The 21,148-nt window shown below is 70.1% G+C and carries 17 protein-coding genes, 1 tRNA gene and 1 pseudogene; 8 read left to right on the top strand and 11 right to left on the bottom strand.

The window, feature by feature from the left end; all coding sequences use genetic code 11:
- Nucleotides 1-85: 85 nt before the first annotated feature.
- Complete coding sequence (gene mazG / locus GHC57_RS02195; protein WP_153340698.1) at nucleotides 86-904, top strand: nucleoside triphosphate pyrophosphohydrolase; 819 nt, start codon at nucleotides 86-88, stop codon at nucleotides 902-904.
- Nucleotides 905-1,095: 191 nt separating this feature from the next.
- On the top strand, nucleotides 1,096-1,686 hold the full coding sequence (locus GHC57_RS02190; RefSeq protein ID WP_153340696.1) for a hypothetical protein: 591 nt from the start codon (nucleotides 1,096-1,098) through the stop codon (nucleotides 1,684-1,686).
- 4 nt (nucleotides 1,687-1,690) lie between these two features.
- On the opposite strand, the gene GHC57_RS02185 is transcribed toward GHC57_RS02190, so the two are convergent.
- Nucleotides 1,691-3,736, bottom strand: a complete 2,046-nt coding sequence (locus GHC57_RS02185; protein ID WP_170294633.1) for a tetratricopeptide repeat-containing sulfotransferase family protein — start codon at nucleotides 3,734-3,736, stop codon at nucleotides 1,691-1,693.
- A gap of 94 nt (nucleotides 3,737-3,830) precedes the next feature.
- Entirely contained in the window at nucleotides 3,831-5,108 is a 1,278-nt protein-coding gene (locus GHC57_RS02180; RefSeq protein ID WP_153340692.1) for an OmpP1/FadL family transporter, read from the bottom strand.
- Between the two features lie 785 nt (nucleotides 5,109-5,893).
- Between GHC57_RS02180 and GHC57_RS19270 the strand changes: the two genes are divergently transcribed.
- The 3 genes from GHC57_RS19270 (at nucleotide 5,894) to GHC57_RS02165 (ending at nucleotide 8,863) form a co-directional block, all read left to right on the top strand.
- Nucleotides 5,894-6,760, top strand: a complete 867-nt coding sequence (locus GHC57_RS19270) for an MlaA family lipoprotein (protein ID WP_170294632.1) — start codon at nucleotides 5,894-5,896, stop codon at nucleotides 6,758-6,760.
- Nucleotides 6,761-6,915: 155 nt separating this feature from the next.
- Nucleotides 6,916-8,133 (top strand): glutamate 5-kinase, encoded by a 1,218-nt coding sequence (proB, locus tag GHC57_RS02170; RefSeq protein WP_153340688.1) that lies wholly within the window; start codon nucleotides 6,916-6,918, stop codon nucleotides 8,131-8,133.
- Nucleotides 8,134-8,407: 274 nt separating this feature from the next.
- Complete coding sequence (locus tag GHC57_RS02165) at nucleotides 8,408-8,863, top strand: MarR family winged helix-turn-helix transcriptional regulator (protein ID WP_343031080.1); 456 nt, start codon at nucleotides 8,408-8,410, stop codon at nucleotides 8,861-8,863.
- Nucleotides 8,864-9,118: 255 nt separating this feature from the next.
- Here GHC57_RS02165 and GHC57_RS02160 read toward each other — a convergent pair whose 3' ends face one another.
- On the bottom strand, nucleotides 9,119-10,252 hold the full coding sequence (locus GHC57_RS02160) for a site-specific DNA-methyltransferase (RefSeq protein WP_153340684.1): 1,134 nt from the start codon (nucleotides 10,250-10,252) through the stop codon (nucleotides 9,119-9,121).
- 174 nt (nucleotides 10,253-10,426) lie between these two features.
- Nucleotides 10,427-11,077: a ribonuclease HII gene (locus GHC57_RS02155; protein ID WP_153340682.1), complete on the bottom strand. Its 651-nt coding sequence runs from the start codon at nucleotides 11,075-11,077 to the stop codon at nucleotides 10,427-10,429.
- 117 nt (nucleotides 11,078-11,194) lie between these two features.
- On the opposite strand from GHC57_RS02155, the gene GHC57_RS02150 reads away from it, so the two are divergent.
- Nucleotides 11,195-11,284: transfer RNA gene (locus tag GHC57_RS02150), tRNA-Ser, on the top strand.
- Nucleotides 11,285-11,341: 57 nt separating this feature from the next.
- Here GHC57_RS02150 and GHC57_RS02145 read toward each other — a convergent pair.
- The 7 genes and pseudogenes from GHC57_RS02145 to GHC57_RS20195 form a co-directional block, all read right to left on the bottom strand.
- A pseudogene (locus tag GHC57_RS02145) lies at nucleotides 11,342-12,530 on the bottom strand (IS3 family transposase).
- Nucleotides 12,531-12,703: 173 nt separating this feature from the next.
- Nucleotides 12,704-14,368, bottom strand: coding sequence for an ATP-binding cassette domain-containing protein (locus GHC57_RS02140; protein ID WP_153340680.1), 1,665 nt, complete (start codon nucleotides 14,366-14,368; stop codon nucleotides 12,704-12,706).
- Nucleotides 14,365-15,432: a DUF1611 domain-containing protein gene (locus GHC57_RS02135; protein WP_153340678.1), complete on the bottom strand. Its 1,068-nt coding sequence runs from the start codon at nucleotides 15,430-15,432 to the stop codon at nucleotides 14,365-14,367. Before GHC57_RS02135 ends, GHC57_RS02140 begins: the two co-directional genes overlap by 4 nt.
- Nucleotides 15,433-15,457: 25 nt before the next feature.
- Nucleotides 15,458-16,318 carry a hypothetical protein gene (locus GHC57_RS02130; protein ID WP_153340676.1) on the bottom strand — a complete coding sequence of 287 codons (861 nt, stop codon included), beginning with the start codon at nucleotides 16,316-16,318 and terminating at the stop codon, nucleotides 15,458-15,460.
- A gap of 8 nt (nucleotides 16,319-16,326) precedes the next feature.
- Nucleotides 16,327-16,917 carry an aspartyl/asparaginyl beta-hydroxylase domain-containing protein gene (locus GHC57_RS02125; protein WP_153340674.1) on the bottom strand — a complete coding sequence of 197 codons (591 nt, stop codon included), beginning with the start codon at nucleotides 16,915-16,917 and terminating at the stop codon, nucleotides 16,327-16,329.
- Between the two features lie 23 nt (nucleotides 16,918-16,940).
- A complete protein-coding gene (locus GHC57_RS02120) occupies nucleotides 16,941-17,579 on the bottom strand; it encodes a hypothetical protein (RefSeq protein WP_153340672.1) in 639 nt (212 codons plus the stop codon).
- 156 nt (nucleotides 17,580-17,735) lie between these two features.
- Nucleotides 17,736-19,505: a S8 family serine peptidase gene (locus tag GHC57_RS20195; RefSeq protein ID WP_153340670.1), complete on the bottom strand. Its 1,770-nt coding sequence runs from the start codon at nucleotides 19,503-19,505 to the stop codon at nucleotides 17,736-17,738.
- A gap of 129 nt (nucleotides 19,506-19,634) precedes the next feature.
- Between GHC57_RS20195 and GHC57_RS02110 the strand changes: the two genes are divergently transcribed.
- A complete protein-coding gene (locus GHC57_RS02110; RefSeq protein WP_343031078.1) occupies nucleotides 19,635-20,174 on the top strand; it encodes an RNA polymerase sigma factor in 540 nt (179 codons plus the stop codon).
- Complete coding sequence (locus GHC57_RS02105; RefSeq protein WP_153340668.1) at nucleotides 20,171-20,956, top strand: anti-sigma factor family protein; 786 nt, start codon at nucleotides 20,171-20,173, stop codon at nucleotides 20,954-20,956. The genes GHC57_RS02110 and GHC57_RS02105 overlap by 4 nt, the downstream gene beginning before the upstream one ends.
- Nucleotides 20,957-21,148: the final 192 nt, after the last annotated feature.

Raw genomic sequence — 21,148 nt, 5'->3', positions numbered from 1 at the left:
CGTGTGCGCTGCCGCAAGCATGCGGTGGCGGGTTTCGCGCGGACCGCGCTTGCGCCGGGCCGGGGAAGCGGCTACCCCAGGGGCCATGAAGGACGACCGCCCAGACCCGACCCCGCCCCATCCCGGCGCCATGAGCCGGCTGCTGGGCATCATGGCCCGCCTGCGCGATCCCGAGGGCGGCTGCCCCTGGGACGTGGAGCAGACGTTCGCCACCATCGCGCCGCACACCCTGGAGGAGGCCTACGAGGTCGCCGACGCCATCGAGCGCGGCGACATGGCCGACCTGAAGGATGAACTGGGTGATCTGCTGTTGCAGGTCGTGTTCCATGCGCGCATCGCCGAGGAAGCCGGCCACTTCGCCTTTCCCGATGTCGTGGCGGCCATCGCCGACAAGCTGGAGCGCCGGCACCCGCACGTGTTCGGGGACGCCATCGTGGAGGACGCCGCCGCCCAGACCGACGCATGGGAAACCCTGAAGCGCGAGGAGCGGGCCGCCAAGGCCCATCACGGCGTGCTGGACGGGCTGACCGTCGGGCTGCCGGCGACGGTGCGGGCGCAGAAGATCGGCAACCGGGTGGCTCGGGTGGGCTTCGACTGGTCCGATCCGAACCGCCTGCTCGACAAGGTGCAGGAAGAGCTGGACGAGGTCCGGGTCGAGGTCAACGCCGGGGCCGGCGCCGACCGCCTGACCGACGAGGTGGGCGACCTGATGTTTACCTGCGTCCAACTCGCCCGTAAGCTGTCCGTGGATGCCGAATCGGCGCTGCGGCACACCAACACCAAGTTCGAGCGCCGGTTCCGCCATCTGGAATCCCGGCTGGCCGAGACCGGGCGCGGCCCCGCCGATGCCGCGCTGGAGGAGATGGAAGCGCTATGGCAAGAGGCCAAGGGCGAGGTTGGGTGAGAGCGGACGACGGAAAGGTTCATCCTTTTCGTCGTCCGGCCGGTGCGACCGCACCGGCGCCGCGAAGCGGCGGAGCCGCGCGCCCCGAGGGGGCGCCGCGGCGACACATCCAAAGACTCATCGTCACCGGCCGTCGTCGCGACCGTGTTTCGGAAGAGTCAGTCTCATCGTCGTTCGGGCTGAGACCCTTTGTGCGAGTCCTGGCGGCCGTGCTGCTGCTGGTGCCGCTGGTGGCCAGTTGTTACGTGCCCGACGATTTCCTGGTGGAGGTCCGCATCAACCGCGAGGGCGATTTCGGCCTGACCTACAAGGGCACGCTGACCTGGGCGCCGCTGTGGACGGACATCGCCCAAGGCACACTCTCCGAAGACGAGATCGCCGAGAAGGTGGAGAACATCCGCAGCGACCTGGTGCGCTATTCCGGCTTCAAACAGGTCGAGCACGAAGGGGCGGGCCGCTTCCGCGTGTTCTACGAGGCCACGGGCCACGTCGAGGGCGACGAGAGCTACTATTTCCTGCGCAGCAATGCGCGCGTGATCGCCATCATCTCGCGCGCCGACGGCCTGATGATCGTGCGCACCCACGGCATCACCGACGACAACAAGGCCCGCCTGCTGGCCGCCGGGATGGACACGCGCGGCAAGATGCGGGTCGCGACCAACGCCAACGTCTTGCAGCACAACGCGCAGGACCGGCAGACCGGGCCGGGCGGCTTCACGTACTACGACTGGACGGTGAGGAGCGTCACCGACGACGCCCCCCGGATCGTGATGGCGCGGTAGGGGGTTACACCCCCCGGTCCAGCAGGCCGGCCTCGTCCAGGATGGTCCGCAGGGGCGCGAGCTGGTCGGCGTAGCGCCGCCAGCGGCCCACCGAGCCCGTGAACACGGGTTGGCGGACCTGCCACTTGCTGGCGGTGTAGACGGCCCGGTCGGTTTCGTGGAAGCGCAACACCGCATCGTCCCAGGGCAGGCCCAGGAAGTCGATCAGGCGCCGCCCTTCGCCCTCCAGGTCCGTGACCAGGGTTTCGTAGTCAACCGTCAGCATCCACAGCGGCAGCACCGCCTTCCAGTGCGCCATGATGCGGTCATGCAGGATAGTGGCGCGGCCGATGGTCTCCAGCGCGTTGGCGAACGGCACGCTGTCGGCGAAGTTCTGCTGGTAGAGCGACAGGCCGGTGTCCAGCGGGTCGCGGCGGCAGACGATGACCCGCGCCTTGGGGAAGAGCAGCGCGATCAGCCCCAGCCGCATGGCGTTGTCGGGCAGCTTGTCGGTGACGCGCAGGGCGTCCGGCTTGCCGGCCTGCCCGGCGGCCGTGTCCAGCACAGACAGGACCCGCCCGGCGGCTGTGCGCACCTCCTCTTGGGCGAGGCCGGCGAGCCCCTCGGCCGTCGCGAGACGATCCCCCAGCCGCCGCTCCTCGTCCGGCATGACGCCCAGTTCCCCGGCGCCCACGGCGGCCGGATGGCTGGCGATCATCTGTTCCACCAGCGACGTGCCGGAGCGGGGCAGGCCGACGATGAACACCGGCCGCTCGCTGTCATGCCCGAGTGGGGCCAGGGTCTCGAACAGGTCGGGCGTGAACAGGTCCAGCGCGCGTTCCACCTGGGCGGTGCGCGGACCGATGTCGTCCGGACGGCCGCGGCTTTGCAGGGCGTTGGCCTGATGCAGGGCGGCAAAGACTTCGCCCGGATCGGCGCGGGCGTCGTCCAGGGCCTTGGCGAGCGCGAACAGCGCCTCGGTGCGGGCCGCCGGGGCAAGATCCCTGGTCGCCGCCGTCCGCAGGCTGTCCAGGACCGGGTCGCCGGTCTCGACGCGGCCCGACTTCACCAGACCGCGCAGAGCGATGACGTTGCCGGGGTCCTGCTCCAACGCGGCGGAGAAGGCGGCGCGGGCAGCCTCGAACCGGCCCTGGCGCTGCAGCACGTCGCCCAGGGTCAGATGCGCGCCCACGTGGTCCGGCGCGCGCGCCAGCAGGTCCCGCACCACCGTCTCGGCCCCGGTCGCGCGCTGCGTGGAAAGCAGGGCCGCCGCCAAATTGAGCCCGATCTCGATGGCGCCGCGCCCCGGTCCGGCGGCCTCCGCGGCCCGGCGCAGGGTGGCGATCGCGTCTTCCGCGCGTCCGGCCGCCGATAGGGCCAGCCCCAGATCGCTCAGCAGGCCGGGGTCTTTCGGCGCGCCCTGAGCCGCCGCCTCCAGCGCCGGCACCGCGTCGGCGGGGCGACCGGCGCGCAGCCGCACGCGGCCCAGCAGGGCGCGGGCCTCGGAGTCCGGTCCCTTCAAGGCGAGGGCCGCCCGGGCCTCCGCCTCCGCGTCGTCCAGATGCCCCGAGTCCATCAGCGCCGCGCCCAGGGCCAGCCGGGCGCGATGGTCGCGGTTGTGTCGCCGGGCGGTCTCGCGCAGGACGCCAAGGGCGCGCTCCCGCTGGCCGAGCCGCCACAGGGCCGAGCCCGCGTTGACGCCGTGATCCGGCGCGCCCGGCTGGGCCTCGGCGGCCTTCAGGAACAGGGTCGCGGCGGGCTCCAGGTGGCCGGACTGCGCGGCCACCAAGCCGAGGCCGGACAGCGCCGCCGGCTCGTGGCCGTCCAGGGCGAGGGCCTCGCGGAACAGCCGTTCGGCCCCACGCGCGTCGCCCCTGGCGAGGAGACGATGCCCCTCGGCGGCGAGGCGGCGCGGGTCCCCCGTCGGTTTCGGGGTCGGGCCGGAGCGTCCGGCCGTGGGCGCGGTCGGACCGGCCTTCGGGACCAGATGCCCCAGGGTGCCGCCGGCGGGGCGTGCGGGTCCGGGGCCGCCGGAGCGGCGGGGGGGCGGCGCCTTCGATTTCCTGCTCATCACGACTTCCGCAAGGGGGGACTGTCCGCCATCAAAAAGGGGGACCGGCGACCGCCGCAACCCCTTTTCTGGAGGCCGCCCGCCGCCGGCCCGGTCAGAACCGGAGCGTGCCGCCCAGGCTGAAGATGTTGATGCCGTTCGAGTAGTTGCCGACCAGGGTGCCCTGCGAGGAGGTTTCGTTGATCGATGCGTCGTTGACGAAGACGTGGGCATAGCCCGCGTCCACGCTCAGCCAGTCCTCGAAGTGATAGGACGCGCCGCCGGACAGCCAGTAGCGGTCCTCGCCGGGAATGCGGGCGGTGCGGTACGTGTCGGGGATGGGCGACATGTCGTAGGCGACGCCGCCCCGGAACGACCAGTGCTCGTTGGGCGTCCAGATCGCGCCGATCGAGGCGAACACGGTGTCGTGCCAGTTCTCGCGGGTCAGACCGTCCGGCCCCACGTCGGTCTTGGTCTTCAACTCGTTGAACACCGACCAGCGGGTCCAGGCCACGTCGGCGACCACGGCCCATTCCGGATTGAAGGCGTGATAGGCGCCGATGCTGAGGACGTCGGGCGTGGTCAACTCCGCCGTGGCGTCGCTGTCCACCATGTTGCGCAGGGCCACAAGCTGGGGCGCCACATCGGAATAGTTGACCCGGCCGCGCAGGATGTGGTGGATCTGGGATCGGTAATTGAGGCCGATGCGGGAGGACTCGTTGAACTCCCACAACAGGCCCAGATTGCCGCCGAAGCCGAAGGCGTCGCCGGTCAGCTTCTGTTCGCCGTCGATACCGGAGAAGGCCAGATTGTTGATGGCGGAGGTCAGGCGGGCCTCGGTGTACTGCATGACCGGCCCCAGCGAGACCGACAGATTGTCGTTCACGCGCCAGGCGATGCTGGGCATCACGCTGGTGACCTGCAGATAGGAATCCACCGCCTGATAGCGCCCCACCCAGTCGTCGGCGTAGGAGGTGCTCATGCCGAACGGCACGTTGATCGCGAGCCCGAACGTCAGGTCGTCGGTCAGCGGATAGACGCCGTAGATCGAGGGCAGGAAGGCGTCCTCGGCGGCATCCCCGCCGCCGCCGCCGCTGATGGCGGCGCCCGTCGCCGAGGAGGTGGCGGACCCGCTGAAGTAGGCGGTGGGCGACACCAGGGCCCCGGACATCTGGCCCTGAATGCCCTTCAGCCGCGTCATGCCGGCCGGGTTGTAGAAGGCCGTGCTGGGATCGTACGCCTTCGCCGTCGAGCCGGCATAGGCATTACCGAGGCCCTCGGCGCTTTGTTCCTTGAGTTGGAAGCCCGAGGCCTCGGCGACGGTGGCCCCCGTCGCGACACCTCCAAGGCAGCACAGGCCGGCAACGATCCGGCGGTATGAACGCCCACGCATCTGGTTTCCCCCAAAAATCTCAGCCAAAAAAACAGGCTTCAAGTGAGTGCCCGGTCATTCGACCGTTTTTGATGTGGGCGGCGGGTCATCGCCTTCGGCGCGTCGAGTCCCCGTGTGACCCGGGCGACCACCGCTTCAGTCTGTTCTATTTTCGTCACATTTCAACCAGTTTTTCCGGTTTGGCGGCCACGCGATTGACGTATAAGGGGTTGGAATCCCGATCAGAATTGGCGCCGGGGCGAATCGTTGCAGGCCGCGTGGTCCGGAGCGGCGCCAGTGTTGCGGGAGTGCCACATCGGCCCCTCATTTTGCTGCGGGGGTGCGATGGGCGGGGTGCCGGGTGCCCGCCCGCGACGGGCTCGCGCGGCGCGTGCACACGGCACCGTGTCCTTGGAACCGCCCATGATATCAATGCCTTAGGGTGGGGCATCTACAGGTCTGGAGGGGGTGGCGGCCATCCGGGCGCGGCAGGCGGGACGCGGATCCCGCTCCGGGGGGCGGCGCCTCGGGAGCCCGCCCCGCCCCGCGAGCGACCCCGGCGGGCGGGAAACGGGGCTCGCACCCCGACACGCTTCTCGTTAGGATGTGACCGTCGGAGTGCGGTGCGCCAGTCCTGTCGCGCGCCCGGGGTCCGGTGTTCGGTCAACGCGATCAAGAACGGTCTCGAATTTCAGGTGGGGCGGCGGTACGGCATGACACACGTGACAAGGAAAGACGCGCGGCGGGCTCTTGTGGGTCTGGCGACCGCGATGGTTGGAGTGAGCCTTCTCGGCGGATGTGCCGCCATGCGGGACGCGGACACCGTGCCCACGGCATCGGCGTCCACGGCTTCGGCGGGCGCGCCCTCCGCCACGCTGCAGGCCCAGGCCCCCACCGGGCAGGCGGGCGACCAGCTTGCGGCGCTGGCCCAGTCGGCCCCGGACATCGACAATCCGGATGCGGTGGAAGACACGCTGGTGTCGGACCCGTACGAGGACTGGAACCGCTACGTCTTCGACCTCAACACGCTCATCTACATGTTCCTGCAGCCGGTCATTGCGCCCTACGGCGTGCTGCCGGAAGAGCGTCAGGACAACGTGGACAACTTCCTGCACAACGTGTCCACGCCCGTGATCCTGCTGAACGACCTGCTGCAGGGTGAGGTGGACCGCGCCTGGGTGACCACCCAGCGCTTCGGCGTGAACTCCACCGTGGGCCTGCTGGGCTTCGTGGATGCGGCCGAGGAGATGGGTCTGCCCAAGCACTCCGAGGACTTCGGCCAGACCCTGGGCGTCTGGGGCCTCGGCGACAGCCCGTACATGGTCTATCCGCTGCTCGGCCCGGGCAACCCGCGCGACGGCGTCGGCCGCATGGTGGACATGGTCAGCGACCCCATGTTCTGGCTGACCGGCAACACCGGGCAGAACATGGCGCGGATGAAGACCTATGCGACGGTGTCCAGCCAGCTCGGCAGCAACACCAATCGTCTAGAGGAGCTGCGGTCCACGTCCATCGACTTCTACGCCGCCGTGCGCAGCCTGTACGTCCAGTCGCGGCGCGCCGCCATCGCCAACGACGAAGGCAACCCGGCCGCCAGCGCCCCCGCGATCTCGCGCGTGCGCACCGGCGACACCGTGCCGGAGCCGGCCGGGTCCGACGCCGTCGGCGGCTGAGACAGGCCCGCGCCGGCCGCCCCCGGCGCGTCACCCTCTCGACAGGGGCGCCCCTCGGGGCGCCCCTTCTCGCATGCGGCCGGGGCCTGAGGGGCGCCGCCGGTGTCCGTTCCGTCCGCTGCCCGAAACCGCTCCCGTCCGTGACTGACCGTGCCATGACCGATCCCGCCACCGGCGCTTTCCCCTCCGTGTCTCCATCCGCGCCGTCCCACGTCTTGGCGGAGGTTCCGCCGACGGCCCGCTTGCGCACGGCCCGCCGTCTGGTCATCAAGATCGGCTCGGCCCTGCTGGTGGACGACCGCACCGGCAAGACCCATCGGACCTGGCTGGACGCCCTGACCGACGAGGTGGCCCTGCTGCGCCGGCGGGGACAGGACGTGATCCTGGTGTCCTCGGGCGCGATCGCGGTGGGGCGCCGGGTGCTTGGTCTGACCGGCTCGGGCCGGGCCTTGCGCCTGGAGGAGAAGCAGGCCGCCGCCGCCGCCGGACAGATCCGCCTTGCCCACGCCTGGCAGGAGGCGCTCGCCCACCACGACATCACCGTGGCCCAGGTGCTGTTGACCCTGGACGACAGCGAGAACCGACGCCGCTATCTGAACGCCCGCAAGACACTGGACCAACTGCTGTCCCTGGGCGTGGTGCCGGTGGTGAACGAGAACGACACCGTGACCACGCAGGAGATCCGGTTCGGCGACAACGACCGGCTGGCCGCGCGGGTGGCGGCCATGGTCTCGGCGGATGCGCTGGTGTTGCTGTCGGACATCGATGGCCTGTACACGGCGGACCCGCGCGTGGACCCGTCCGCGCGGCGCCTGGACGAGGTGCGCGAGCTGACCCCGGAGATCGAGGCCATGGCGGGCGCGGCCGGCTCGTCCATGGGCACCGGCGGCATGGTCACCAAGCTGATCGCCGCCCGTGTCGCCATGGATGCGGGCTGCGCCATGGTGATCGCGCCCGGCAAGGGGCTGGGGCCGCTGGGCGCGCTGGAGGCCGGCGGTCCGTGCACCTGGTTCGTGCCCGCGCAGGAGCCGCGCGCCGCCCGCAAGCGCTGGATCGCCGGGGCGCTCAAGCCCGAGGGCACGCTCCGGCTGGATGCGGGTGCGGTGCGGGCGCTGATGGACGGCAAGAGCCTGCTGCCGGCCGGCGTGACGCGGGTCGATGGCGTCTTCCAGAAGGGCGCGCCGGTGCGCATCACCGACCCGGGCGGCCGGGTGCTCGGTGTCGGCCTGTGCAATTATCCGTCCGACGAGGCGCGCCGCCTCGCCGGGCACCGCACCGGGGACATCGAGGCGACGGTGGGCTACCGGGGGCCGGACGAACTGGTGCACCGGGATGATCTGGCCCTGACGGGATCGGGCGAGCCGCCCGGCTAGCCGGTCGCCATGTCATCGAGTCCGTGTTGCGGGGTCGGTGTGCACGGCTTGGGGTGGGGCACGGGCCCGCTCATGGAGTCCGGAGGATCGTTAGCCTGACCCCTTTTCAGTGGTCCAGGATTGGTGAAAACGGATGGTTCTGGCTGATCTTCTCTATTCCGCTTAAGGTTTTTCTTGAAGATTGCCTGCAAAGCGGTGAAAATGCGATGGAGCCTTAATGCCCGCGCCCCGCTGGGCATCCACGGCCACAGTTGACCAAAACACGGGGGCTGGAGTGTACGAGTCCTATTCGGCGATCGTCCAACTGGTTGAGCGGTTGCATCGCCATTTTCTCGACGTGCTGCGCACGGAACTGCGACGGGTCGGCAACGAGGACATCAATGCCGTTCAGGCCCTGTTGCTGTTCAACATCGGGCAGGAAGACGTGGTGATCCGCGATCTGCGGGACCGCGGCTACTACCACGGCTCCAACGTGTCGTACAACATCAAGAAGTTGACCGAGTTGGGATACCTGACCCAGGAACGCAGCCCGCATGATCGGCGCGCGACCCGGCTCAGCCTGACGGAGCAGGGCTTCAACATTTCGCGGGTGGTGTTCGAGTTGCAGCAGGCGCTGGTTGAAAACCTCAAGCGCCACAACGTGACGGACGAGAACCTGCGCACCGCGTTCGGCACCCTGGAACACCTGGAACGCACCTGGACGGACTATATCCGCTACGGGCGCGACTGAGCCCGAGATATAGGGCGCATCGCGGAGAACCCGGGTCGTGGTTTCCGGACGGTGGCATGCGCCCGCCACACCCCCTCCCCAGTCCTCCCCATTCGATGGGGAGGGCGTCCGGCTGGCGCCGGGTGGACCGGGACTTCTCCCCCATTCATGGGCGAGGTCGGGAGGGGGGGCCGGCGTGACACGCGACACCCGAGAGGGACCCGGACCACGCCATCAAAAGGCCACCAATAGCGCGGGACGGCCGCGGCGACGGCGCTACTGCAAGGCTCCGCCGCTTTCCGGCGTCGTGCCGGTGCCTTCGGCCGCCATCTCGGCCCGCAGGCGCTGGCGCAACAGGTCGATGGGCACCAGCCGCTCGGCGTCCGTGTCCTGCGTGCGCATGTGCCAGAAGGTCCAGCCGTTGCACGCCGGCGCGCCCTGCACGGCCGCACCCACCTGATGGATCGACCCGCGATGGTCCGCGCTGATGAGCGTGCCGTCGGCCCGCACCCGCGCCGACCAGCGGCCGGCGGCATCGGACAGCACCGTGCCCGGGGGCAGCAGGCCGCGCTCGACCACCGTGCCGAAGGGAATGCGCGGCTCCGACCGCTTGCGCGGCGTGGTCACCAGGGTGGGATCGTCCACCGGCGTGACGGCGGCGATGCGCGCGCGGGCGGCGGCGATGTAGTCCGGGTCCTGCTCGATGCCGATCCAGCGCCGGCCCAGCCGCTTGGCCACGGCCGCCGTGGTGCCGCTGCCCAGGAAGGGATCCAGGATCACGTCGCCGGGGTTGGAGCTGGCCAGGATGATCCGGTGCAGCAGCGCCTCGGGCTTCTGCGTGGGATGCACCTTCTCGCCGGTTTCGGTCTTCAGGCGCTCCGGCCCGGTGCACAGGGGCAGGCTCCAGTCCGAGCGCATCTGCAGCCCGTCATTGAGCGCCTTCATGGCCTCGTAGTTGAAGGTATAGCGCGCGTCCGGCCCCTTGGAGCACCACACCAGCGTTTCATGGGCGTTGGTGAAGCGCGTGCCCCGGAAGTTCGGCATGGGGTTGGTCTTGCGCCAGATGACGTCGTTCAGCACCCAGAACCCCAGATCCTGCAGCCGGGCCCCCACGCGGAAGATGTTGTGGTAGCTGCCGATCACCCACAGTGTGCCCGTGTCCTTCAACACCCGATGACAGGCGCGCAGCCAGGCTTCGGTGAAGGCGTCGTACTCCGCGAAGTCGCGGAAGCGGTCCCAGGCGTCGTCCACGCCATCCACCCGGCTGTTGTTGGGACGCAGCAACTCGCCGCCGAGTTGGAGGTTGTAGGGCGGGTCGGCGAACACCACATCCACGGATTTTTCCGGCAGGCGGTCCAGGATCTCGGCGCAGGCGCCCTGATAGATGCAGTCGGTCTTGAGCGAGGGCATGACGGGTCTCGACAGGTGGCGGCGGGCGGGGCGTGTCCCCGGACCCGTTGTACCCCTCCCGAGTCGCGAACGCAATCTTCGTTCTGAATCAGGACTCTAAAACATGTTGACGAAGCGATGCGGGAGACCGTCCGCCGAGTCGTGAGCCGTCAGCATGTGGGGGGCGGGTGACGCTCAGACACCAGGGATGGCGGGCTGCGCCGCCTCCAGAACGGCCCGCACGGGGGCGAACCCGCGCCGGTGGTGCGGCGTGGCGCCCAGGGTGCGCAGGGCCGCCAGATGCTCGGCGGTGCCGTAGCCCATGTTGCGCGCCCAGCCATAGCCGGGATGGCGGGCGTCCAGGGCCACCATGATCCGGTCCCGCGTCACCTTGGCGGCGATGGAGGCGGCGGCGATGGACAGGCTGCGGGCGTCGCCCTTGACCACGCATTGCACGGCGCAGGGCGGATCCGGGGCCAGGGTGGGCGGCCGGTTGCCGTCCACCAGCGCCAGGGTCGGCGGCGGCGCGCCCAGTCCGGCAACGGCCCGCGCCATGCCGGCCAGGGTGGCGCCCAGGATGTTGCGGCGCGCGATCTCGTCCACGTCCACCACCGCGACGGACAGGCGCACGGCGGCGCTGTTCTCCATGGCCGCGAGCAAATCTTCGCGCCGGGCGGGCTTCAGGGCCTTGGAATCGTCCAGGCCGTCCCGCAGGGACGCGGGCAGCCGGTCGCGGTCCAGCACGGCGGCGGCGGCGACCAGCGGGCCGGCGAGGGGGCCGCGTCCGGCCTCGTCCACACCGCAGACGAGCCCCGTGTGGGCGCATTCCAGGGAGAAGTCGGGCATGGCGGCAGTCTGCGCCGGTCCGCCCGGAAAGGGAAGGGGGTGGGGCGCGGGCCTCTATCAGGGATTGACCTGCCCGCCCGTCTTGGACACAAGGGAGGGCCGCGCGCGGGGTGCCTGGGAAGGGTGGCAGAGTGGTCGATTGCAGCGGTCTTGAAAACCGCCGTGCGGGCAACCGTACCGTGGGTTCGAATCCCACCCCTTCCGCCAGTTCTACTTTTAAACGCACTCTCCAAATGACCTTGCCCCGAAAAAGTGGACACCGGGTTATGCGGCGCGAAGCTCGGCCTGCTCGGGGGTGATGTAGCCGAGCGCCGAGTGCAGGCGCCGGCGATTGTAATAGCCTTCGATGTAGGCGAACAGGTCGCGTTTGGCCTCCTCGCGGGTTGCATATCGGCGTCCGTTGACCAGTTCGGTTTTGAGGGTGCCGAAGAAACTTTCCATGGGTGCGTTGTCCCAGCAGTTGGCCTTGCGGCTCATGGAGGGGGTCAGGCCACTGTTTTCCAACGCTTTTCTGTAGTCATGGGAGGCATACTGGCTGCCCCGGTCGGAATGGTGGATCAGGCTAGGCGGAGGCTTTTGGCGCTGGGTGGCCATCATCAAGGCCGCCAGCGGCAGTTCGGTGCGCATGTGGTCGCGCATCGCCCAGCCGACCACCTTGCGACTGAACAGGTCGAGGACCACGGCGAGGTACAGCCAGCCCTCGTCAGTTGGGATGTACGAGATGTCGGCAACCCAGGCTCGCCCCGGGGCGTCAGGCGAGAACTGCCGGTCCAGCAGGTTGGGCGCCACGGGCAGAGTGTGGTTGCTGTCCGTGGTACACGGCCGAAAGGCGCGGCGTTGTTTGGCCTGGACGCCATGGCGGCGCATCAGGCGCGCCACCCGCCCCCGGCTGACGGTCCAGCCCTCCTCGCCGAGAGCGATGTGGATGCGGGGCGAGCCGTACCGCCCTGAGTGCTCGTGATGAAGGCGCTGGATATCGCCAAGAAGACGGCGGTTCTCGGCCTTGCGTGGACTTTCGGGTCGGTCACGCCAAGCATAGTATTCGGAAGCCGAGACATCGAGCGCGCGGCAGATGACACGAACGGGATACTCCTCTCGACAGTCTTCAACGATGCGGAACTTCATTTCACTGGACCCGATATGATGGAGACAGTTTTTTTTAGAATATCCCGCTCCATGCGCAGGTGATCCACTTCACGTTTCAGGCGCGCGATTTCCTTCGCCTGTTCATCGCAGGCCAGGGGGGCCGCCGCCTGCCTTTGGGAGGGGCGCGGCGTCCCCCCTGGCCCTCCGAACCGTCGGCGCCAGTTCCTCAGCATGGAAGGCTGGATGCCCAGCTCGGACGCGATATGCGCCCCCACAAACTGATTGGGGCCCGGCCGCTGCTCTCCAACAACGCCACCGATTCCTGCTTGAACTCGTCCGTGAAGGTCCGTCGTGTCTTGCTCGTCATCGTCCACTTCTCCGCTCCCCAGGGAGCTTAACGGAGGTGTCCACCGTTTTGGAGCAGGGTCACCGGAGACTTACACCGCGTCGGATCATCCACCACACTGCGGAACGCCAGCGCAGTGATCGCCTGGACCGAGGCCTGAAGGACGACCGGGTCGCATGATGGTGCCCGCACCGTCAGCCTCCGGCACGGCGCCCGGGGGCGGGGGCGGGGCCATGGTGCGGGTCCGGCGCACACGCAACCAGCCCGTCGGCATCGAGACGCCAGACCCGGTCCGCGATGGACACGAGACTCGGGCTGTGCGTGGTGAACAGCACGGTGGCGGAGGAGCGCCGGATCAGGTCGGCGACCAGCGTTTCGCCGTCGGTGTCCAGGCCGGTCTCGGGCTCGTCGAGCAGCAGCACGCCGACCTCCGACAACGCGGCGCGAGCCAGCAGGAGTCGCTGCGCCTCGCCGCAGGACAGGTTGCGCCCGGCCTCGGCCAGGGTGCCGTCGAGCCCGCCGGGTCGCGCGACAACCGCCGACAGACCGTAGGTCTCGGCAACGGCCAGCACCCGGGCGTCGTCAGGGCGCGGGTTCAGGCCCAGGGTCAGGGCGCGCCGCAGGCTGCCGGCCAGAATCGGCGGCCGGGTGCTCAGCAGCATCAGCGCGCGGCGGCGCGCGGCGGCCCCCAGCGACGACACGGGCACGCCGTCCAGCAGCACGCGGCTGCTCCCGGCGTGCTCCAGCCCGGCGGCCAGATGCAACAGGGTGGTCTTGCCCGACCCGTTGCCGCCCAGGATGGCGATCTTCTCGCCCGCTTCGGCGGTCACGGTGATGGGCGCGTGGCCGCCCGGTCGCACGTCCTGGAAGCGGATCGACCGGGGCCGGGCCGGTTCCCCGTCCAGGCGGTTGCGCGGACCCGAGGCGAGGCGTCGGCGCGCCAGCAGTGTCTCGCACTTTTCGCGGGCGGCGCACCATGCCCGGCGGCGATCCCACACCCCGCCGAGATCTCGCATCGGCAGAACCATGAGGCTTACGACCGCTAGACCGGCGGCGATCTCCGGCGTCGGCAGGGTGTGCACCCATCCGGCCAGCAGCACGCCCGCCGCGGCCGTGCCGGCCACCGCATCCGGGATCGCGCGCAGCATCTCGGCGAGGCGCGTCCGGCGGACGGCCGCGTCCATGAGTGCGCGGCCGCGCTTGCGCAGATGATCCCGCTCGATGCCCTGTCGGCCCAGAAGACGCAGCTCCGGCGCATGGGGTAGGCGCTCGGTCATGCGGGCCGCCAGTCGGGCACGCCGCGCCCGCAGACGACGGTGCGCCAGGCCGAGCGGCCGCGCCGCCACCGTCATCAGGAGCAAGCCGGCCGCGATGGGGAGGGCGGCGGCCAGCGCCAGGGGCGGGCTGAGCAGGTAGAGAATGGCCGCGCTGGCCGGCAGCACGATGATTGCCGAGACCAGACGGGTGAGCCCCCGACTCAGCCAGTTCCGCACTGCCGCCAAGTCGCCGACGAACCGCATGCTGAGCGCGCCCGTGCGCAGCCGGGCGATATCTCCGGCCCCCATTCTGGACAGGTGGTCGAACAGCCGGACTCGCAGCGCCATCGCATAGTCCTGTCCCAGGCGCTCGGCGACGCTGCGTTCCGCGATGCGGGCGGCGGCGACCATCACTCCCGCGCCAGTGATCGCCAGCAGCGGCCACCAGGGAAGCGCGCTGTCCCCGGCCCGCAGGGCGGCGAAGGCATCGCGGGTGGCGAAGGCCGCGATCCCCGTGGCCACGGCCTGGGCTAGGGCGAGGGCGGCGACCACGCCGACCTGCCGGCCCCGGCCGTCTGCCAGAAGGTTCGGAAGGCGGCTCATGCGGCGATGTCCCGCCGGGGCATGGCGTCGGCCACGCGGGCCATCAGCGCCGTGGCGCAGGCCGGGTCGCGCAGGGCGTCGCGCGTCCAGACGGACAGACCGGTCGCCGCCGTCGCTTCGGCCGAGGCCAGCGGCGACTGGGTCAGCAGGCCGGTGACCGCCAGCGGTTCGAGTCCGATGGCGTCGAGGGTGCGGCAGGCGCCGGCGACCGACAGGGCATCCGGGGCGGCGAAGAGGATGCCACCGATGCGGGACCGAACCGCCTCGCTGCGCATCAGGGCGGCGGTCTCCTGCTGCAGGATACCGTCGGCGAATTCGGTCAGGATGACGTCGCAGCCCGCGTCCGTAGCCAGCCCCAGAAGCAGGTCGAAGGCGGCCTCGATCCGCGCGATGGGCTGGCGATAGGTGGACACCATACCGGCGTCGACGAAATCGGCGACGAAGTGGGCACCGGCGTCGAGATAGCTGTTGAAGTCGCCGAACGCGGCGGTACCCGTGATCTTCAACGTCGCGATCCGGTGGCCCGCCCGCCGCAGACCGTTGGTGAGCGAGGCGACGGCTGTCGTCTTGCCCGCGTTCATGGATGCGCCCGCCACCGCGAGCGTCGGAGGCATCGCGCCGTCAGCGCCGGGCGCAGCGGCGTAGTGCGACAGATTGACGGGGTGGTCGTGGGCGTTCAGCAGCAGGCCCATGGGCGTGATCCGGGTCGGCGGGCTGGTTCGGCCATTGCGCTCCCGCATCTCGCCGGCGACGCCCCCGCTGGCCAGAAGGTCCGCGGCGGTCGGCCCGATGCGGGCGATGCCCTCGAACTGGTCCGCCGCGTAGCGGTCACCGCAGGCGACCACCACCAGGTCCTGCGGGTAGAGCTCGGATGGGCGTCCGGACGCCAGTTGCAGGCGCCTGTGCGAACCGATGGAGTGGATGCGCGCGAGCACCAGATCGCCGGCGCGGGCTTCGGTGACGGCGCGGCTCAGGCCAGCAACATCAGCGCGGCGGACCCGGCGGGTGGAGAAGGCCCACTTGGCGGTCCCGATGGCGGTGCTCAGGGTGTTTTCGGTCTTCATGATCCTGGATCCCTTTGATGTAACATCAGGCCGTCGCAGCGCGGGCTGTCCCACCGTCGCCGGCGGACGGGTCGGGAAGAAGCCGTTCGAGCAGGGCCCCATTGCGGATGCAGTCGAGGAAGTCGTGACCGGCGCCGGGCAGGATCATCAGGTCCATCCGGGGTTCGATGCCGCGCGCGGTGGCGGCCTCGCGCACGGCCCCGTACCAGTGCCGCGCTCGCGCGAGCCGATGGGTCCCCTGCTGGCTGTCGATCAGGGGGCCGCGGCGGGTGTTCTCGTCGGGCTGGCCGTCGAGCGCGCCGACGTAAACCTGGATCGGCAGGCGCAGGAAGCTGGAGAGCCCGTCGGCCATGCGCGGCCCCCAATCCTCAGTTGGCGCCCGCCGCCGCCCGAGGCCGAGCGGAAACCGTTCCGTGTCGGGGACCGTGTACCAGCCGGCCGCGCCGAGGGTGAGGCGGCGGACCCGGTGCGGGTAGAGCATGGCGAAGCGGTGGGAGAACTGGGCACCGCCTGAATGCCCGTAAAGATCAAACACACCGCCGTCCCAAACGCCTTCGACATGCAGGTCCTCGAGCAGCGCCAGAAGCGCCAGATCGGCGCGGCCCTTGCGCACCACCTGCTGAAAGGCCGGCCACTCCGCCTCGCCGAAGAGCGGCGCGATCACGGTGCGGCCCAGGGCGGTTGCGCGCGCCATCAGGCATGCCGCCATGTCCCGGGCGCCGCGCTGGATGCCGTGCACGGCAACGAGCGGCGGCGCATCCGGTGCCGGATTGGCGGGCAGGGCCATCCAACAGGGCAGCGCGCGGGGTCTGCACCCGGTTCGGTACACCAGGCGCGATCCGCACGCGGGACGGGCCACGTCGATCTCGTAATCCCGGACCATCATCACGCCCCTCATGATGCCGCCCTTTCGCTCGGGGCGACCGCCTCGGTGGTCGAGGTGCTGCGGGCCGGGCGGCGATCGAAGATCAGGTGAATGCGATCCAAGTCGCCGTCGTTGACGGATTCGTGCTCCTGCTTGTTGTCGAACCACCAGAGCTCGCCTTCCGCCATGCAGACGCTCTCGTCACCCGCCCGCAGGAAGGAGCCTCGGGGCGATTGCAGGATCAGGTGATAGCGGTCGCGCGGGAGATAGTAGAGCCCCCGGTCAATGTGCGGGTAGCCCCGGTGGCCGGGCGGCAGGCAGACCAGCTTGGCGCGGCCCAGCGCCCCGTCCTGAGCGGACGCGAAGGTTTTGAGAAAGGCCCGGGTGTGCGGGAACGCGCGGGAAAGTGTGGTCCACCGGCTCTCCTGCACGTCCCGGGGCGGCACGTCGCCGGCGGCCGACATCCGGCGCCCGCGCAGTGGGATGGAGAGCGCCTCGCGTTGTACGCGAACCTTGCTCTGTCGCCCGGTCGCGCGGTCCCACGCGTTCTCCAGGGAGCCGATCTCGTCAAGAACGGGGGCGCAGTCGATTCCGCTGCGAAGTCTCGCGAAGTGTTTCATGGTGAGTCCCTACCTGCGGGTTCCTACCTGATCCGGATCCAGGATTCCTCGAGCGATCCGGACGCCGAGACTTGGGTGAACGCGACGGGGCCTTCGCCCGGGGCGTACCAAGTGGTCCGGACACGTTTGCCGTCGTTGCAGGCGACCACCCAGGCCGGGGTGTCCGGTCGGGCCGGTCGGACCACGGCTTCCGCGTCGGTAACACGGCAGATGGTCTCCCGAACGTAGCTGCGCCCGGTGTGTGATGTGGCCCGGCGCTCGTACCGACCCTCGGCGCCCAGGCGGAGGGGATACAGCGGGTCCTTCTGCCGCACCTGCGCCGAGGCGGTGTGCCAGTTCGTGGACTCGCCGCAGTTCGCCCAGCTGTCGGACGGCGAGAACCAGCCGCGCTGCCGGGTCCAGACACAGCCGTTGTCCTGGCGCACCCGGTAGCCGTTGCCGAAGGCGCTGACATCGAAGCGGCGCGTGTCGTCGTCCCGCAGGCTCCGGACGGCCATGTCGGCCAGCCGGACCGGCGAGCGGACCTCGGGCGGTGGGGCGGAAAGCGCGACGGTCTCTGGTTGATCGGGGTGGAACATGCTGGTGAGCGTGCCCGGCAGGCTGTTGCCGGTGGACACGCAGCCGCCCAGAAACAGGGCAAGCAGGACAGGTGTGTATTTCATGAGGGCTCCCGGTCTCAAAGGGCCTTGCGGCCGTCACATGTCGAGAACGGGGGCGGGACCGGCTCTATTCCCGGTCGGGGCAAAAATAATAAAATTGTGGATGCTTGTGGCCGTCTCGGTTTGCCGCCGTGACCGCGCCCTAATCGTCCAAAGGCCCTAGTCGCCGGTGCAGTCCGGTCGCGCCTGTAGCAGTCCATGCCCGAAAATATCATCGATGCCCCGGGGTCCCAGGTCCCGGGCGGTGCGTTCGAGTTGCGCGCGGACCTCCGCCCCGGTCAGACCAGTCCGCGTGATGAGGTCAGCGGCAGCGGCGGTGACGAACACGGAGGCGAACGAGGTGCCGCTGCGCGCGGTGTAGCCGCCGCCGGCTCCCGGCGCCCATATGCCGACGCCGGGGGCGGCGAGCGTCAGGTAGTCGCCTCTGTTGGCGGACCGATAGGGGCGCAGGTTGGCATCCACCGCAGTGACCGCGATGGTCTCCGGATAGGCCGCTGGGTAGACGGGGGCGGCGGCGGGGCCGTCGTTGCCGGCAGCGGCCACGACCAGGATGTCCCGCGACGACAGGGACCGGATCGCCTGGGCCAGCAACGGGTTCGCGGGGCCGGCGAGGCTCATGTTGATGACGGACGGATCCTCGCCCGCCAGCCAGTCCAGGGCATCAAGGATCGTCGTGGCCATAGCTGCCGGCGCGCCGCTTTCGTCCAGGAAGAAGACCTCTGCCACCGACAGGCTGGCCCGGGGCATCAACCCGGGCGTCGATCCACCGGCGGCACCGACCAGGAGCCCCGCGACCGCCGTGCCATGGTCCGGCGGCGCGCCGTGATGGTCCTCGCCGATGAAGCTGCGCACACGGATGTCCTGCGTCCTCAGCGCGTCGGTCTCGGGGTTGATGGCGGTGTCGATCATGCCGATCCGGACCCCGGGACCACAGGTGCCACCGCCGATCGTCGCCCAGCCGACCAGTCGGTGGGGGACGCAGGCCGCCGAGACGCAGCCGCGGTCGGCAAGCCGATAGGTCTGGTTGCGCGCGATGCCGCCGAAGCCCTGGTTGGCGAGGCGCCCCAGGGCCGTCTCCGGGGTCGTTCCTCGCACCGCGAAGCGCGTGACGGAAAATCCGAGGTTGTCGTACCGGGTGACGGTGCGGCGGGCCAGTCCGACTCCGTCCGCGGCGTCCACAAGGGCCGGAGACGCGTTGAGGGCGAGGATGTCGGTGACAGTGGGCGAGTCCGAATCATCGCCGCCCAGGAAGCCGAACAGGCCGGAAAAGAGCCCGTCCTCCTCCTCGTCCTCTCGCGCGTCTTCCTCGGTCTCGTCGCGATCATCGTCGTCGCGATCATCGTCGTCGCGGTCGTCATCGCCGTCGCGGTCGTCATCGCCGCGGTCGTCATCGCCGCGATCATCGTCATCGCGATCATCGTCATCGCGGTCGTCATCGCCGACGCTGCCACCGAATCCGTCACTATCCCCGCCACCGCCACCGCCACCGCCACCGCCACCGCCACCGCCACCGCCACCGCCACCGCCGTCGCTGTCCCCGCCGCCGCCGCTGTCGCTGTCCCCGCCGCCGCCGCTGTCGCTGTCCCCGCCGCCGCCGCTGTCGCTGTCCCCGCCGCCACTGTCGCTGTCCCCACCACCGTCATCCCCACCGCCGTCATCCCCGCCGTTATCCCCGCCGTCATCTCCGCCGTCATCATCGGCCTGGGCCGGCGGGGGCGCGAACGAGACGGGCGCAGAGATATCATTGGTCCATGACGGCGCACTCAGCACGAGGGCCAGTGTCAACGCGCTGACGCCGCTCAGGCGCAGGAGGCACAGGGACCGCGGGCGTTCGGCGGACGAAGCCGTGGGGTCGTCATAGACCGGGACTTCGGGCATAAACACCTCCGGCGTTTGGAATGCGTCAACAGTATCGGTCGCCACGATCACGCGACAGAGAATTTCGACGTCCGCACGCCGGACGCCGCCCGCGTGCGAAAAATCCTCACGGGCCGGGAATAGGGCGGTCGGTCGGTCCGTTGTCGGTCCGTCAGAAGAAACGCCGGGAGGGCCTCGAACGTGCGGGACGAAGGCTGTTCAGACGACAGCGCGGTGCGGGAGCAACTGGTCAGCCTGTTGCCGCGCCTGCGCCGCTTCGCGCTCGCCCTGTCCCGGTCCCAGGACCAGGCGGACGATTTGGTCCAGGCGGCCTGCGAACGCGCTCTCGGACGGCTGCACCAGTGGCGGCCCGACACGCGCCTTGACTCCTGGATGTTCCGGATCGTTCAGACGGTCTGGATCGACCGGTGCCGGGCCGAGCGGGTGCGACCCGCATCCGCGTCCCTTGACGACGCCGGCGAAGTCGCCGGCGACGACGGCGAGGCGACGGCCATGGGTCGCCTGGAGTTGGACCGCGTGCGGCGGCTGATCGCCGCGCTGCCGGACGACCAACGGGCCGTTCTCGCGCTGGTCTGCATCGAGGGATGCAGCTACCGCGAGGCCGCAGGCATCCTCGAGATTCCGATAGGAACAGTGATGAGCCGGCTGGCACGGGCACGCGGCGCCCTTGCCGATGCCCTCGGCTCCGAACTGACGCAGCAGAAGGGCTTGGACCGATGAAGGTACCGACCGGTCGCGACGACCCCACAGACCTGAAAGACGAAACCCTGGTCGCCTATGCCGACGGTGAACTGGGCGAGCGGGAGGCGGCAGCGGTCGAGGCCCGGCTGTGCGCGGACCCCGAGGCCGCGCGCCGTCTCCGGCTGCTGGTGGAAGCGGGAGAGTTGGCGCGCCGGGCTTTCGAACCGGTGCTGTCCGAGACGGTTCCGGAACACCTTGTCGAGGCGCTGCGCCGCCCTGCGCAGCGGGACAGGGACGGTGGCGGCGTGATCGACCTTGCATCGGACCGGCGCCGGCGGCGGGCCTATCCCCGCGTGACCTGGAAGCCGATGGCGGCCGCCGCCGGGCTGGCCCTGTGCGTCGCCGCGACCGTCGGCGTTGTCGTGCAGGACAGGGACGACCGCCGCATGGCGCAGCCGGGGCCGGAAATCCGGGAGATGCTCTCCGAGCAGCCCAGCTACGCCGGGGTCCCGACGGGCGACGGCACCGCCATGGTGCTGCAAAGCTTCCGCACGGCAGACCACCGGCTGTGCCGCGAGTTCGAGGTGATCGGGACCGGCTCCGTCCGACACGGCCTGGCCTGCACGCCGCGCCACCAGACCGACTGGCGGCTGGTCACGTGGCACGAGGACGCGGCGGACGCCGGGGCGTCCGCATACCGGCCCGCGAGCGGTGAGGCCGCCGATCCGATCACCTTGTCCATCGAGAACCTGCGCGCGGGACCGTTCCTCGATCCAGAGGAGGAACGGCGGGCGCTGGGCGATCTCGTGGACGGGACCTAGCCCGCCGTCACGGCACCGCCATGCGGCCCCGGACGGGCGCCCCGTGTCGGGACGTGTGGAGCGGCGTGGTGGTCGGCGCCGATCGGCGTGGTCAGGCCATTGGTTCTAAACGAAAGGCTCAGTTTGCGTTAGATATGCATGCTGGTTGTTTGGGCGAGATAAGTCCGGCGATGCATGCCAGGATTGCACGGG

Origin of the sequence: Roseospira navarrensis (assembly GCF_009601025.1) — a bacterium.
Classification (GTDB): Bacteria; Pseudomonadota; Alphaproteobacteria; order Rhodospirillales; family Rhodospirillaceae; genus Rhodospira; species Rhodospira navarrensis.
The sequence above is the reverse complement of the archived record's forward strand: the minus strand, read 5'-3'. Positions and strand labels throughout refer to the sequence as shown.

Excerpts from the sequence above, each read along its gene's own strand:
- mazG (WP_153340698.1), top strand. The coding sequence starts at position 86 with ATGAAGGACGACCGCCCAGACCCGACCCCGCCCCATCCCGGCGCCATG.
- GHC57_RS02185 (WP_170294633.1), bottom strand. The coding sequence starts at position 3,736 with ATGAGCAGGAAATCGAAGGCGCCGCCCCCCCGCCGCTCCGGCGGCCCC.
- GHC57_RS02180 (WP_153340692.1), bottom strand. The coding sequence starts at position 5,108 with ATGCGTGGGCGTTCATACCGCCGGATCGTTGCCGGCCTGTGCTGCCTT.
- GHC57_RS19270 (WP_170294632.1), top strand. The coding sequence starts at position 5,894 with ATGCGGGACGCGGACACCGTGCCCACGGCATCGGCGTCCACGGCTTCG.
- proB (WP_153340688.1), top strand. The coding sequence starts at position 6,916 with ATGACCGATCCCGCCACCGGCGCTTTCCCCTCCGTGTCTCCATCCGCG.
- GHC57_RS02160 (WP_153340684.1), bottom strand. The coding sequence starts at position 10,252 with ATGCCCTCGCTCAAGACCGACTGCATCTATCAGGGCGCCTGCGCCGAG.
- GHC57_RS02155 (WP_153340682.1), bottom strand. The coding sequence starts at position 11,077 with ATGCCCGACTTCTCCCTGGAATGCGCCCACACGGGGCTCGTCTGCGGT.
- GHC57_RS02140 (WP_153340680.1), bottom strand. The coding sequence starts at position 14,368 with ATGAGCCGCCTTCCGAACCTTCTGGCAGACGGCCGGGGCCGGCAGGTC.
- GHC57_RS02135 (WP_153340678.1), bottom strand. The coding sequence starts at position 15,432 with ATGAAGACCGAAAACACCCTGAGCACCGCCATCGGGACCGCCAAGTGG.
- GHC57_RS02130 (WP_153340676.1), bottom strand. The coding sequence starts at position 16,318 with ATGATGGTCCGGGATTACGAGATCGACGTGGCCCGTCCCGCGTGCGGA.
- GHC57_RS02125 (WP_153340674.1), bottom strand. The coding sequence starts at position 16,917 with ATGAAACACTTCGCGAGACTTCGCAGCGGAATCGACTGCGCCCCCGTT.
- GHC57_RS02120 (WP_153340672.1), bottom strand. The coding sequence starts at position 17,579 with ATGAAATACACACCTGTCCTGCTTGCCCTGTTTCTGGGCGGCTGCGTG.
- GHC57_RS02105 (WP_153340668.1), top strand. The coding sequence starts at position 20,171 with ATGAAGGTACCGACCGGTCGCGACGACCCCACAGACCTGAAAGACGAA.